This window comes from Cellulosimicrobium cellulans, assembly GCF_042723955.1.
GTDB lineage: Bacteria > Actinomycetota > Actinomycetes > Actinomycetales > Cellulomonadaceae > Cellulosimicrobium > Cellulosimicrobium cellulans_H.
In genome coordinates, this window is the sequence record NZ_JBHXIC010000007.1 from 72,126 (window position 1) to 85,427 (window position 13,302).

Consider the following 13,302-nt stretch of genomic DNA (forward strand, 5'->3'; position numbering starts at 1 on the left):
GGTGCCTCGGCGTCGCCTCGTGCGGCAACGAGAACCACGCTAGAAGTTGACGCTACGTCAAGGTCAACACCTCCGGCGCGGACGCGGCGTGCGGCACGGCGGGGTGGGGCCGACGGGCGTACCGTCGAGAGAGAGCGCCCGCGGGTGGACGCGACGAGCACGGAGGCCGCCATGGCCACGACGGAGCAGGTACGGCAGCACTACGCCGGGAAGGACCTCGCGGCCTGCCTCCTCGCCGCAGCGGGAGCCGGTGACGGACCGGTGACGGTCGACGCGCTCGCCCCGTACGACGAGCTTCACGCCGGGGGCGCGACGTCGACCACCGCCCTCCTCGACCTGCTCGGGCTCGCGCCAGGAACCACCCTGCTCGACGTCGGCAGCGGGCTCGGCGGACCGGCGCGGCTCGCCGCGCACCGGCACGGCTGCCAGGTCACCGGCGTGGACCTCAGCCCGGACTTCGTCGACGCCGCGCGCGAGCTCACCGCGCGGACGGGGCTCGCCGACCTCGTCACGTTCGCGCTGGGCGAGGGCGACCGGCTGCCCTGCGACGACGCGTCGCACGACCGCGCGATGCTCGTCCACGTCGGCATGAACGTGCCCGACAAGGCGGCGCTCTTCACCGAGGTCCACCGCGTGCTGCGCCCCGGGAGCCCGTTCGGGCTCTTCGAGCAGATGCGGGTCGGGGCCGGCGACCTGCCCTTCCCGATGCCGTGGGCGGTCGACGCCGGGTCGTCGTTCGTCGAGACCCCGGACGACTACGGCCGCGCGCTGATCGCGGCCGGGTTCGACGTCCTGCGGGTCGAGGACCGGCGCGCGGCGCTCGCCGCCGGAGGAGGTCCCGGGCAGGACGGGCTCGTCGTCGTGTTCGGCCAGGAGTTCGTCACGCGGATCAGCAACAACGTCGCGGCGACACGCGCCGGGCTCCTCGCGCCCGTCCTCGTGCTCGCGCGCGCCTGAGCACCACCCCCGCCGTCCGCGCCGGCCCGACCGCCGCGCTGGCCCGACCACCGCGCCGTCCGGGCAGGCGGAGGCCCGTCAGCCCGCCCGCGGTGCCCGGTGGAGCAGGACCGTCGCGAGCTCGGCGGGCGTCCCGACGACCGCCGTCGCACCCGCCGCGGCCAGCTCGCCCGGGCGCGCGTAGCCCCAGGCGACCCCGACGCACGGGACCCCGTGGGCGGCGGCGCCGAGGACGTCGTGCTCGCGGTCGCCGACCATGACCACGCGCCGGGCCGCGCCGAGCGACGCGAGCGCGTGCGCGACGACGTCGCCCTTGGTGCTGCGCGACCCGTCGAGCGTCGCGCCGAACACGTCGTCGAGGCCGCGGTCGAGGTGCGCGTCGAGCCCGAAGTGCTCGACGATCCGCCGCGCCATCGGCTCCGGCTTCGACGTCGCGACGGCGAGGCGCAGCCCGGCGCCACGCAGCGCCGTCAGGCACTCGGGGATGCCGGGGTAGACCGCGTTGTCGAGGAGGTTCCCGGCTGCGTACACGTCGCGGTAGGCGGCGACGGCGTCGGCCACGAGGTCGACCGGCACACCGTGCGTCGCGAACGACTCCCCGAGCGGAGGGCCGACGAAGCCGCGCAGCACCGGGTCGGCGGGGACCGGGAGCCGCAGCACGCCGTACGCGTGCCGCACGGACGCGAGGATCCCGGGTGCCGAGTCGGTGAGCGTGCCGTCGAGGTCGAGCAGGACCAGGTCGTCGCGCGCGCTCATCCGGCCGACGCCTCGTCGCCGCGGGGTCCCGGTTCGCGGGGACCCTCGGGACCGGAGGCTCCGGTGGCCGCGGTCGCCGTCGCGCTGCCGCGCCCGACCAGGAACCCGACCGCGCCGCCGACCATGAGGGCGCCCGCCCCCGCCAGGAACGCCGCGATGCCCGGTGGGTAGGCGCCGACGGGGACGAACGTCGTGTCGGACAGCGGCGCGTAGGCGAACCACCCGAACGACGTCGGGCGGCTCGCGAGCGAGGCCGCGACGACCAGGAGCGCGACGCCGAGCAGGAGGAGCACCGCGAGGACGACGGTCGCGACGCGCGGGCGGCGCGGAGGGGGGACGGACGAGGGCTGCTCGGGAGCGGTCACGCCGGCCATCGTCCCGGCCCGAGGTACCGAGGGCAACTGCCGACCCGGCAATCCGTCGAGTGCATGAAGCAGTCGCGTCCGGGACCGCCGACCGCGACTGTTGCACGCACTCCGCGCCGTGGTGGCCGGTCGCTATTCGCCGACGGTCCCGTCGATCGCCTCGCGGAGCAGGTCGGCGTGCCCGTTGTGACGCGCGTACTCCTCGATCATGTGGACGAGGATCCAGCGCAGGTTCCAGTGCTCGCCCGTGTGCCGGTCAGGCCGTGCGCTCAGCCTGTCCAGGCCGCCGTCCGCGAGCGCGTCGTCGAGGATCGCGTCGGACGCCGCGACCGCCCGGTCGAACAGCATGCGCAGCTCCTCCGGAGAGTTGCCCGCAGCCGTCGTCCAGTCCCAGTCGCGGTCGTCGGCCCAGTCCGCCGTGTCGAAGGGCGCCATGAGCGGCTCGTCGAGGAACACCTGCGAGAACCACTGGGACTCGACGAACGCGAGGTGCTTGAGCAGGCCGCCGAGCGTCATCGACGACGGCCGGAGCCGGTGGGAGAGCTCGGCCGCGTCGAGGCCCGACGTCTTCCAGCGCAGCGTGTCGCGGTGGAAGTCGAGGAAGCCGCGCAGCGTGTCGACCTCGTCGGCGCTGACGGGCGGGTCGGTGCGGTGGTCGGTCACGGCGCCACCCTAGCGGCGGCACCGCCGGGAGCGCCCGGGTCGTCACCGCGGCGATCGACCGCTGAGCTCCGCCTCCCAGACGAGCCACTTGCGTCGCACTGCCGCCTCGACGTCGACGCCCTGGGAGCGCGCGAGCAGCAGCAGGTGGGCCAGGACGTCGGCGACCTCGTCCGCGAGGGGCGAGGCTGCGCCGTCGGGCCCGGCAGTCCCGTCACCGGCCGCCGCCCCGGCTGGCGACACGTCCCCGCGCGGGCGGGTGCGCCCCGTCGCGACGAGGAACGCCTGGGTGAGCTCCCCCACCTCCTCGGCGAGCTTGAGCATGAACCAGTCCGGGTCGCGCTCGACCCCGAACTTCCGTGCGTAGAGCGCCGAGACGGCCTCGACGCGCCCGCTGAGGCGGGAGAGGGTCAGGGGCGCGTCGTCGTCCATCGGCCCAGTGAACCAGCGAACGCCCGGGGCTACCGCACGACGAGCGCGACGGCGAGCAGCAGCACCGTCGCGACGATCTCCCCGATCCCGACGGCCTTCGGGCTCAGCGGTCGTCCCGGCAGGACTGCGGCGCGCACCGTCGCCGCGGCGAGGAACGCCGTCGCCCACCACCACGAGGGGCCGTGCACGACGGCGAGCACCCCCGCCGCGACGGTGACCCCCGCGTGGTACGCGACCGAGGCGACGACGTACGACCGCACGCCGCGCTCGCGGATCATCGTCTTGACGTAGAGCACGGTGCCGAACAGGTAGGCGAGCAGGAGCGCGGCGACGAGCCAGACCTCCGCGGGGACCACCAGCACGCGGGCGCCAGGCTCCCTGCACGCGGCGTACGCGACGACCGTCATGAGCGACGCCGCGACGGTCATCGCGCCGCCCGCGGCGACGGACCGTTCCGTGCGCTGCGCCGACGCCCACAGGCCGAGCGCGAGGAACGGGGCGAACGCGGGCGCCCAGAGAGCGAGCGCCGGGTCGAGCACGAGCACGACCGCCCCCAGCAGGGCGGCGATCGCGCCGTAGGTGAGCATCGGGCGGCGGTAGCGCGGCCGGCGGCGCGACTTGAGCCACAACCCGGCCGCGAAGTAGGCGAGGTACCCGACGAGCCAGAGGGCGCCGAGCGCGACGGTCACCGGCCGGAACCCGGCGTCCTGGACTCCCCGGACCGTCCCGACGACGAACGGCAGGAGCAGCATCGGCCACGCGCCGTGCTGGTTCGGCACCCAGCCGGGAGGACGTCGGGACACGCCCCGAGGCTAGCGTCGTGCCGCGCGGTGCCGACCGCGAGAAATCCCCGTCGGGCCGGGCCTCACGGCCCGCCCCGGCGGGACCAAGGTCCCCACCTGTCCTGCGCTCGCCGCCACGCCGCGGTTCTGCGTCGCTCGCGGTCTCCGGACTAGATATGGTGACTCAGCCGTGATCCAGACCCCACATGTTGGGGTGCGGTCCGTCTCGCAACCCCTGCGGGACGGAGACGAGAACTCGGTGGGCAGAGGGGACGAGCGATGACCACCATCGAGCTCGACCAGGCAGCATCGCGCAGCACGACCGCCACGCTGGAGGTCCTCAAGCGCGACGGCCGACGGCGGCCGTTCGACGACGGCCGCATCCGCGCCGCCGTGACCAAGGCCTTCGCGGAGGTGCACGGCGACCTCACCGCGGCGCACCGGAGCCGCGTCGACGAGGTCGTGGGCCGTGTCGACGAGGAGATCGCCGCGCGGTTCGTCGGTGCGGTGAAGATCTACGAGATCCAGGGCGTCGTCGAGCACGTGCTGCTCGAGTCGCACGAGTACGACGTGGCGCGCGCCTACATCGACTACCGCGTGCAGCGCGACTTCGCGCGCAGCCGGGCGACGGACCTCAACCACTCGATCGTGCGCCTGCTGGACAAGGACTCCACGGTCGTCAACGAGAACGCGAACAAGGACAGCGAGGTCTTCAACACCCAGCGCGACCTCACGGCCGGGACGGTGGGCAAGGCGATCGGGCTGCGGATGCTCCCGCCGCACGTCGCGAACGCGCACCAGAAGGGCGACCTGCACTACCACGACCTCGACTACCACCCCTACGCGCCCATGACGAACTGCTGCCTCATCGACTTCCGGTCGATGCTGTCGAGCGGCTTTCGGATCGGGAACGCGCAGGTGGAGCCGCCCCGCTCGATCCAGACCGCGACGGCGCAGATCAGCCAGATCATCGCGAACGTGTCCTCCAGCCAGTACGGCGGGTGCTCGGTCAACCGCATCGACGAGCTCCTCGCTCCGTACGCCGAGCGCAACCTGGAGAAGCACCTCGCGGACGCGCGCCGCTGGATCGCCGACGAGTCCGCGCACGAGGAGTACGCGCGCGAGAAGACGCGCAAGGACATCTACGACGCGATGCAGTCGCTGGAGTACGAGATCAACACCCTGTTCACGTCGAACGGGCAGACGCCGTTCACGTCGGTCGGGTTCGGGCTCGGCACGGGCTGGCTGGAGCGCGAGATCCAGCGCGCGATCCTCCAGATCCGCATCCGCGGGCTCGGCAGCGAGGGCCGCACGGCGATCTTCCCCAAGCTCATCTTCACGCTGCGCCGCGGTGTGAACCTCGACCCCGGCGACCCCAACCACGACCTCAAGCAGCTCGCCGTCGAGTGCTCGACGAAGCGCATGTACCCCGACGTGCTGTCGTACGACAAGATCGTCGAGCTCACCGGGTCGTTCAAGGTGCCCATGGGTTGCCGGTCGTTCCTCCAGGGCTGGCAGGACGAGCACGGCAACGACGTCTCCGAGGGCCGCATGAACCTCGGCGTCGTGACGCTCAACCTGCCGCGGATCGCGCTCGAGGCCGACGGCGACCTCGACACGTTCTGGCGCCTGCTCGACGAGCGCCTGGAGACCGTGCACGACGCGCTCGTCTTCCGGATCGAGCGCTGCACGGAGGCGACGCCGGGCAACGCGCCGATCCTCTACGTCCACGGGGCGTTCGGGCAGCGGCTGGCCCCGGGCGACGACGTCGACCGCCTCTTCCGCGACGGCCGCGCCACCGTCTCTCTCGGGTACATCGGGCTCTACGAGGTCGCGGCCGCGTTCTACGGCGGCGCCTGGGAGCACGACCCGCGGGCCAAGGAGCTCACGCTCGACGTGCTGCGCGCCCTCCACGCGCACGCCGCGGGCTGGACGGCGCGGACGGGATACCGGATCAGCGTCTACGCGACGCCGAGCGAGAGCCTCACCGACCGGTTCTGCCGCCTCGACCGCGAGCGGTTCGGCGCGGTGCCGGACATCACGGACAAGGACTACTACACGAACAGCTTCCACTACGACGTCCGCAAGAACCCGACGCCGTTCGAGAAGCTCGACTTCGAGGCCGAGTACGCGCGGTACACGTCCGGCGGGTTCATCCACTACTGCGAGTACCCGGTGCTCCAGCAGAACCCGAAGGCCCTGGAGGCGGTCTGGGACTACGCGTACGACCGCGTGGGCTACCTCGGCACGAACACGCCGATCGACCGCTGCTACGCGTGCGGGTTCACGGGCGACTTCGACCCGACCGCGCGCGGCTTCGCGTGCCCGTCGTGCGGCAACGCCGACCCGCGCACGTGCGACGTCGTCAAGCGCACGTGCGGGTACCTGGGCAACCCGCAGCAGCGCCCCATGGTGCACGGTCGCCACGCGGAGATCTCCGCGCGGGTGAAGCACCTGCCCGACGGCGCAGCGTCGGCGTGACCGTGGCGCGCACCCCCGGCCCCGGCTGGCGCTCGGACCGCGTCAGCCGGGGGTACGTCGCGGACTACAAGCCGTTCGTCATGGTCGACGGCGAGGGCGTGCGCTGCTCGCTGTACGTGAGCGGGTGCCTCTTCGCGTGCGAGGGGTGCTTCAACGAGGTGGCGTGGAGCTTCCGCTACGGGCGCCCGTACGACGACGCCCTGGAGGACCGCGTCCTCGCCGACGTCGCGCACCCCGCCGTGCAGGGCCTGTCCCTGCTCGGCGGGGAGCCGTTCCTCAACACGGGCGTGTGCCTGCGGGTCGTGCGCCGGCTGCGCGCGGACCACGGCGACCGCAAGGACGTGTGGTGCTGGACGGGCTACACGCTCGAGGAGCTGCGGGAAGGGACGGCGGACCAGCGCGCGCTGCTCGCCGAGGTCGACGTGCTCGTCGACGGCCGGTTCGAGCTCGCGCGCCGCGACCTCACCCTCGCGTTCCGCGGCAGCACGAACCAGCGCGTGCTCGACGCGCGCGCGTCGCTCGCCTCGGGCCGCGCCGTCCCGTGGCCGCGCGTGCCCGACGCCGGGCGCGCACGCGGTGCGTCGCTCGCCTCCTAGCGTCCGGCGAGACGGGAGAAGCGGCCCCTCCGGCCGATGTCGGAGGGACCGCTTCTCGCATCACGGCCGGGATTGCCCTCGTCGGGGCCCGTCGAGGGTCAGGGGGCGGCGACGACGCGCACCGGGACGGTGCGGAAGCCCGCGACGGGTGCGGTCTCGCGCTCGGCCGGGCGGACGCCGTCGTGCACGACCGTCCCCGCGCGCAGGAGACGGCGGACGAGGACGCGCAGCTCGAGCGTCGCGAGCGGACGGCCCGGGCACACGTGGGGGCCGGTGCCGTAGACGAGGTTGCGGTCGGCGTGGCCCTCCGGGTCGTAGGCATCGGGGTCGTCGAACGCCTCCGGGTCACGGTTGGCCTCGCGCCAGTCGAGCACGACCTGCTCGCCCGCGGCGACCGGGCACCCGGCGACGACGGTGTCGCGCGTCGCGACGCGCCGGTTGGAGACGAACGGGTCGTCGAGGCGCAGGATCTCGTCGACCGCCGCGTCGAGCGCCGGGTCCGGGGCGTCGCGCAGGTGGTGCTGGTGCTCGGGGTGCTCGGCCAGCCAGTGCACGACGACGCCCGCGCACAGAGCGAGCGAGGACAGGTCTCCCCCGGTCCAGTTGCGCAGGATCGAGACGAGCTCCTCGTCCGTCCACGCCGGACGGTCGTCGTCGTGCTGGGCGAGCAGCCGGGCGGTGACGTCGGGGCCGTCGGTGCCGGTCGCGGGGTCGTGCCCTGGTCCGGTCGACACCGAGCCGGCCGTCGCATCGGCGCGGCGCGCGTCGAGCAGGCCGCGGACGATGCGGTCGAAGCGCGTGGCGACACGACCCGTCCACGCCCGGTCGCCGGAGCGCGTCGCGGCGCGGTTCTCCGCGACCCAGTCGAGCAGCTCGGCCTCGAGGTCGGCGGGCCAGCCGAGCCACGCCGACTGCGCCCGCACGGCGTACCGCGCGCCGAGCTCGACGGCGTCGAACCTACCGCCCGCGACGTCGGCAACCAGACCGATGGCGAGGTCGTCGAGGACCGCGCCGAGCCAGGCGAGCTCGTCCGGGGCGAAGAACGGGTCGAGGAGCCGGCGCGCCCGCGCGTGCGCCGCGCCGTCGAGACCGTTGGGCACCTGGAGGTGGGCGGACGCCGCGCTGGAGAACAGCCCGGGGTCCTGCGCCGCCGCGACCACCTCGGCGTGCCGCCGCACGACGACCCTCCCCGCGCGGTCCCTCGTCCCCTGCACGGTCCGGGTGTCGCTCACGTGTGGCCTCCTGTCGCGTGGTCCACCCGGACCGAGCCGGGCCTCTGCGAGCGTACGACCGCCCGGGTCGCGCCTCAGGACGAACGCCCGCAGGACGGGCACGACGTCCGCCCGACCCGGGACGAACGTCCCACCCGTGCTGTGGGCATGAATGGGGCCCGGTTCCGCGGCGAGAACCAGGCCCTATTCATGCCCACAGCGAGGCCGGGTGTCCGGTCAGACGGTCTTGCGCGTGCGGCGGATGCCGACCCACAGGCCGACGACGCACGTCACCGCCGCGGCGACGAAGCCCCACAGCACGTCGGTGCTCGCGAACGTCCCGGCGAGCAGCGCGCGCTCCGCGTCCACGATGTACGTCAGCGGGTTGAACAGCGCCGCCGTGCGCATCCACGCCGGGCCGGCCTCGAGCGGCAGCATCATCCCGGACAGGATGAGGAGCGGGAACAGCAGCGACTGCTGCACGCCCCAGAACAGCCACTCGCGGTTCTTCGCGGCGAGCGCGAGCGCGATGGACAGCGCGCCCACACCGATGCCGAACAGCCCGAGCAGCAGCAGCCCGACGAGCAGGTGCAGCGGGTAGAGCGTGAACCCGAACGGCACGCACACGAGCGCGATGAGCAGGCCCTGCACGACGAGCGGCGCGAACTCCTTGAGCGAACGGCCGACGAGGATCGCGGAGCGGTCGAGCGGCGTCGCGAGGACGCGCTCGTAGGAGCCGGTCATCATCTCGTAGAGCAGGTTGGACCCGCTCATGGACGTGCCGAACAGCGAGATCATGACGATCACGCCGGGGACGAACCACTGGAGCGTCTCCGCCGTCGACCCGCCGCCGCCGGCCGCCCCGCCCCCGAACCCGCCGACCGCGCCCGTGAGCAAGGGGCCGAACAGGCCGAGGAAGATCAGCGGCTGGAGCAACGAGAAGATCAGCGTGAACGGGTCGCGCAGCACGAGCAGGATCTCGCGCGTGAAGACGGCCCAGGTGTCGGCGAGGAACTTCGCGACCCCGGTCCGCAGGATCGCGTCGGCGCCGGGCGTCGTCCGGCTCGCCGGGGACGAGACGTCGGTGCGCGCGCTCATGCTGCCTCCTCTCGCAGGCTGCGCCCGGTGAGGTTGAGGAACACGTCGTCGAGGCTCGCCTGCTTGAGCTCGGCCGAGCGCACCGACAGGCCACCGACGCGCAGCGACTCGATGGCCTCGGGCAGCCGGTCGGACCCGTGGGTCGTCGAGATCCGGACGGTCACGACGCCGTCGGCGCCGCTCGTGGTCTCGACCTGGCCCACGTCCCCGGCGAGGGACGCGCGGACGCGACCGACGACGTCGGGCACCTCGCCCGGGCTCGTGGCGCCACCCGGCGCGGGGGTCACCGCGAGCGTGATGACGTCGTCGGCGTGGCTGCGCTTGAGCGCGTCCGGCGTGGCGTCGGCGATGATCTCGCCGTGGTCGATGACGACGACGCGCTCGGCCATGCTGTCGGCCTCGTCGAGGTAGTGCGTGGTGAGCACGATCGTCATGCCGTACCGCTCGCGCATCGCGGCGATGTGCTCCCACAGGTTGGCGCGCGCGTGGGGGTCGAGGCCCGTCGTCGGCTCGTCGAGGAACAGCAGCGGCGGGTGGTTCATGAGCCCCAGCGCCACGTCGAGCCGCCGCCGCTGGCCACCTGAGAGCGACTGCACGGTGCGCTTCTCGAGCCCGCCGAGGTCGAGGGCGGCGAGCAGGTCGGCGGCGCGCCGCGTGTACTCGCCGGGCGGGAGTCCGTAGAAGCGGCCCTGGTTGTGCAGCTCGTCGAGCACGCGGTAGGAGTACCCGCCCCCGTTGCCCTGCCCGATGAAGCCGATGCGGGAGCGGACCCGGGCCGGGTCGCGCGCGACGTCGTAGCCGGCGACCTCCGCGGTCCCGGCGGTGGTTTCGAGGAGGCTCGTCAGCATCCTCAGGGTCGTGGACTTGCCGGCCCCGTTGGGGCCGAGGAAGGCGACGAGCTCGCCCTCGCGGACGTCGACGTCGATGCCCTTGACGGCCTCGACGGTCTCTTTCTTGCGGTGGAAGGTCTTGGTCAGGCCACGGGCTCGGATCACCGGAGCCACCCTTTCGTACGCCGTACCGAAATTGACGATCCACGTTAGCATACGGTGTACGGGAAGAGGCAAGCCTTTGTCCCGCCAGGCTTGTGCGGGCGGGACGCGACCGAAGTCGGGGAGGATACGCACGTGACGACCGACCGCACCGACGAGCGCGACGGCGACCTCGCGCCGTCGGGCAGCCCGCAGAACCCGCCCGACTCCCCGGAACCGGAGGCGCCGGGACGACCGCGGGGCGTCGTCGCGGCCGCGGACGCCGGGGTCGCCTCCGCCGTGCAGGCCGCGGAGCACGCACGGGCCCAGTTCACCGAGGTCGTCCGCACGCCCGAGATCACGCGCCGCCTCGCCCTGCTCTGGGACCCGCCGGCCCCCGCGACGCGGGGGCGCAAGCCGCGCCTCACGCTCGACGACGTCGTGCGCGCGGGGATCGCCGTCGCGCAGGAGGGCGGCCTCGACGCCCTCTCCATGCGGCGCGTCGCGACGGAGCTCGGCGTCGGCGCGATGTCGCTCTACACGTACGTCCCCGGTCGCACCGAGCTCGTCGACCTCATGATCGACCGCGCGTACGCCGAGCTCGACCTGCCTGCGGCCGGGGCGCCGTGGCGCCCCGCGCTCGCGCAGTACGCGCACGAGCTGTGGAACCTCTACCTGCGCCACCCGTGGATCCTGCAGACCAACATGTGGCGCGCCCCGCTCGCGCCGCACGTCCTCGACGCGCAGGAGGCGGGCCTGCGCACGATCGTCGACACGGGTCTCTCCGAGCTCCAGGTCGTCGACACGCTCGGCCTCGTCGACAACTACGTCCAGGGCCTCGCGCGCGCCACGGTCGCCGAGCGGACCGAGCGCGACGCGACCGGCGTCGGCAACGACGAGTACTGGACGACGCTCGGCAGCTTCTGGGAGGACTGGTTCGACGTCGAGCGCTACCCCGTCATGACGCGGATCTACGTCGCGGGCGGGTTCGACGCCCCGCAGGGCCCGTTCGACGCGAGCCTCGACCGCCTGCTCGACGCCGTCGAGATGGCGATCGACCGCGCGAGCGCCGACACCTCGAGAGAGAACCGTGGTCGCGCGAGATAGAACGCTGGTCCGCCGAGGTAGAACGCTGGTCGCGCGAGGGCGAGCCCTGGTCCACCGAGGGAGGGCCGTGGTGGTCGGAGGACGGTAGCGGCTGACGCGCGAACGTGACCCCTGGCAGGATCGACCCATGGATCCCCGCGCCGGCACGCCCGCCCAGCCCAGCGACCTGATCGACGTCGACGCCGTGGTCGGCGCCTACTACGACCTCGCCCCCGACGTGGACGACCCGGCGCAGAAGGTCGTGTTCGGCACGTCCGGCCACCGCGGGTCGAGCCTCGACCACGCGTTCAACGAGGCGCACATCATCGCGATCACGGCCGCGATCGTCGAGTACCGGCGCTCGCAGGGCACGGACGGCCCGCTGTTCATCGGCCGCGACACGCACGCGCTCTCGCTCCCGGCGTGGCAGACCGCGCTCGAGGTCCTCGTCGCCGCGGGCGTCCAGACGTACGTCGACGCGCGCGACTCGTTCACCCCGACGCCCGCCGTCTCGCAGTCGATCCTCCTGCACAACGAGGCGACGACGGTCGACGGCGTCCGCACCACGGGCCCCGGCCTCGCGGACGGCATCGTCGTGACGCCGTCGCACAATCCCCCGCGCGACGGCGGCTTCAAGTACAACCCGCCGCACGGCGGCCCAGCCGGTTCCGAGGCGACCGGCTGGATCGCGGACCGCGCGAACGAGATCCTGCGCGACGGCGTCGCGAGCGTGCGGCGCGTGCCGCTCACCCAGGCGCTGACGTCCGAGCACGTGCACAAGCACGACTTCCTCACCACGTACGTCGACGACCTCGCGAACGTGCTCGACCTCGACGCGATCCGCGACTCCGGCGTGCGCATCGGCGCCGACCCGCTGGGCGGCGCGTCGGTCGAGTACTGGGGCGAGATCGGCGAGCGGTACGGGCTCGACCTCACGGTCGTCAACCCGCAGGTCGACCCGCGCTGGGCGTTCATGACGCTCGACTGGGACGGCAAGATCCGCATGGACTGCTCGTCGCCGTACGCGATGGCGTCGCTCGTCGCGGGGATGACCGGCGAGTCCGGGGACGCCGAGGGCGGCGCGCCGTTCGACGTCGCGACCGGGAACGACGCCGACTCCGACCGCCACGGCATCGTCACGCCCGACGCCGGGCTCATGGACCCCAACCACTACCTCGCCGTCGCGATCCAGTACCTCTACGGCGGCGCGCGCGAGGGCTGGCGCGACGACGCGGCGATCGGCAAGACGCTCGTGTCGTCCGCGCTCATCGACCGGGTCGCCGGCGGACTGGGGCGCCGGCTCGTCGAGGTCCCGGTCGGGTTCAAGTGGTTCGTGCCCGGCCTGCTCGACGGCACGGTCGGGTTCGGCGGTGAGGAGTCCGCCGGGGCGTCGTTCCTGCGCAAGGACGGCCGCGTCTGGTCGACGGACAAGGACGGCCTGCTCCTCGCTCTCCTCGCGTCGGAGATCATCGCGACGACGGGCCGCACGCCGTCCGAGCACCACCGCGACCTCGTCGAGCGCTACGGCGAGTCCTGGTACGCCCGGGTCGACGCGCCCGCGACGCTCGAGGAGAAGGCGACGCTCGGCAAGCTCTCGCCCGAGCAGGTCACCGCGACCGAGCTCGCGGGCGAACCGATCACCGCGAAGCTCACGAACGCCCCCGGGAACGACGCCCCGATCGGCGGGCTCAAGGTCACGACCGAGAACGCGTGGTTCGCGGCCCGGCCGTCGGGCACGGAGAACGTCTACAAGATCTACGCCGAGTCGTTCGTCTCCGCCGAGCACCTGACCCAGGTCCAGGCCGAGGCGAAGGACGTCGTCTCCGCCGCCCTCGGCAGCTGATCGTCCCGCCGAGGTAGAACCCTGGTAGCGCGAGGTAGAACCCTGGTCATGACCAGGCTTCTAC

At 73.3% G+C, this 13,302-nt stretch carries 13 protein-coding genes; 5 read left to right on the forward strand and 8 right to left on the reverse strand.

What is annotated here, in order from left to right; genetic code table 11:
* The first annotated feature begins 171 nt into the window (after positions 1-171).
* Positions 172-957, forward strand: coding sequence for an SAM-dependent methyltransferase (locus ACFWH7_RS03755; protein WP_378215093.1), 786 nt, complete (start codon positions 172-174; stop codon positions 955-957).
* 78 nt (positions 958-1,035) lie between these two features.
* Here the strand turns inward: ACFWH7_RS03755 and ACFWH7_RS03760 are convergent, their stop codons facing one another.
* From ACFWH7_RS03760 to ACFWH7_RS03780, 5 genes are all read right to left on the reverse strand, one after another.
* On the reverse strand, positions 1,036-1,713 hold the full coding sequence (locus ACFWH7_RS03760) for an HAD family hydrolase (RefSeq protein WP_378215094.1): 678 nt from the start codon (positions 1,711-1,713) through the stop codon (positions 1,036-1,038).
* Positions 1,710-2,078, reverse strand: coding sequence for a hypothetical protein (locus tag ACFWH7_RS03765; protein ID WP_378215095.1), 369 nt, complete (start codon positions 2,076-2,078; stop codon positions 1,710-1,712). The genes ACFWH7_RS03760 and ACFWH7_RS03765 overlap by 4 nt, the downstream gene beginning before the upstream one ends.
* 132 nt (positions 2,079-2,210) lie before the next feature.
* Entirely contained in the window at positions 2,211-2,741 is a 531-nt protein-coding gene (locus ACFWH7_RS03770; RefSeq protein ID WP_378215096.1) for a DinB family protein, read from the reverse strand.
* A 42-nt stretch (positions 2,742-2,783) separates the two neighbouring features.
* On the reverse strand, positions 2,784-3,170 hold the full coding sequence (locus ACFWH7_RS03775) for a nucleoside triphosphate pyrophosphohydrolase family protein (RefSeq protein ID WP_378215097.1): 387 nt from the start codon (positions 3,168-3,170) through the stop codon (positions 2,784-2,786).
* Between the two features lie 29 nt (positions 3,171-3,199).
* On the reverse strand, positions 3,200-3,973 hold the full coding sequence (locus ACFWH7_RS03780) for a YwiC-like family protein (protein ID WP_378215098.1): 774 nt from the start codon (positions 3,971-3,973) through the stop codon (positions 3,200-3,202).
* A 258-nt stretch (positions 3,974-4,231) separates the two neighbouring features.
* Here ACFWH7_RS03780 and nrdD point away from each other — a divergent pair, with 258 nt between their 5' ends.
* The gene (gene nrdD / locus ACFWH7_RS03785) at positions 4,232-6,433 is read left to right on the forward strand and encodes an anaerobic ribonucleoside-triphosphate reductase (RefSeq protein WP_378215099.1); all 2,202 of its coding nucleotides are present in this window, start codon (positions 4,232-4,234) and stop codon (positions 6,431-6,433) included.
* Positions 6,434-6,435: 2 nt separating this feature from the next.
* Positions 6,436-7,029, forward strand: coding sequence for an anaerobic ribonucleoside-triphosphate reductase activating protein (gene nrdG / locus ACFWH7_RS03790; protein WP_378215100.1), 594 nt, complete (start codon positions 6,436-6,438; stop codon positions 7,027-7,029).
* 98 nt (positions 7,030-7,127) lie between these two features.
* Here nrdG and ACFWH7_RS03795 read toward each other — a convergent pair whose 3' ends face one another.
* The 3 genes from ACFWH7_RS03795 to ACFWH7_RS03805 form a co-directional block, all read right to left on the reverse strand.
* A complete protein-coding gene (locus tag ACFWH7_RS03795; protein WP_378215101.1) occupies positions 7,128-8,261 on the reverse strand; it encodes a cytochrome P450 in 1,134 nt (377 codons plus the stop codon).
* Positions 8,262-8,477: 216 nt separating this feature from the next.
* Positions 8,478-9,338 carry an ABC transporter permease gene (locus ACFWH7_RS03800; protein ID WP_378215102.1) on the reverse strand — a complete coding sequence of 287 codons (861 nt, stop codon included), beginning with the start codon at positions 9,336-9,338 and terminating at the stop codon, positions 8,478-8,480.
* A complete protein-coding gene (locus tag ACFWH7_RS03805; RefSeq protein WP_378215103.1) occupies positions 9,335-10,333 on the reverse strand; it encodes an ABC transporter ATP-binding protein in 999 nt (332 codons plus the stop codon). Before ACFWH7_RS03805 ends, ACFWH7_RS03800 begins: the two co-directional genes overlap by 4 nt.
* Before the next feature lie 132 nt (positions 10,334-10,465).
* Here ACFWH7_RS03805 and ACFWH7_RS03810 point away from each other — a divergent pair, with 132 nt between their 5' ends.
* Together ACFWH7_RS03810 and pgm are read left to right on the forward strand one after the other, a co-directional pair.
* On the forward strand, positions 10,466-11,416 hold the full coding sequence (locus tag ACFWH7_RS03810; RefSeq protein ID WP_378215104.1) for a TetR/AcrR family transcriptional regulator: 951 nt from the start codon (positions 10,466-10,468) through the stop codon (positions 11,414-11,416).
* A gap of 127 nt (positions 11,417-11,543) precedes the next feature.
* The gene (gene pgm / locus ACFWH7_RS03815; protein WP_378215105.1) at positions 11,544-13,238 is read left to right on the forward strand and encodes a phosphoglucomutase (alpha-D-glucose-1,6-bisphosphate-dependent); all 1,695 of its coding nucleotides are present in this window, start codon (positions 11,544-11,546) and stop codon (positions 13,236-13,238) included.
* Positions 13,239-13,302: the final 64 nt, after the last annotated feature.

Bases quoted from the DNA above. Each gene is read 5' to 3' on its own strand.
- ACFWH7_RS03755 (WP_378215093.1), top strand. From the start codon at position 172: ATGGCCACGACGGAGCAGGTACGGCAGCACTACGCCGGGAAGGACCTC.
- ACFWH7_RS03760 (WP_378215094.1), bottom strand. From the start codon at position 1,713: ATGAGCGCGCGCGACGACCTGGTCCTGCTCGACCTCGACGGCACGCTC.
- ACFWH7_RS03775 (WP_378215097.1), bottom strand. From the start codon at position 3,170: ATGGACGACGACGCGCCCCTGACCCTCTCCCGCCTCAGCGGGCGCGTC.
- nrdD (WP_378215099.1), top strand. From the start codon at position 4,232: ATGACCACCATCGAGCTCGACCAGGCAGCATCGCGCAGCACGACCGCC.
- ACFWH7_RS03800 (WP_378215102.1), bottom strand. From the start codon at position 9,338: ATGAGCGCGCGCACCGACGTCTCGTCCCCGGCGAGCCGGACGACGCCC.
- pgm (WP_378215105.1), top strand. From the start codon at position 11,544: ATGGATCCCCGCGCCGGCACGCCCGCCCAGCCCAGCGACCTGATCGAC.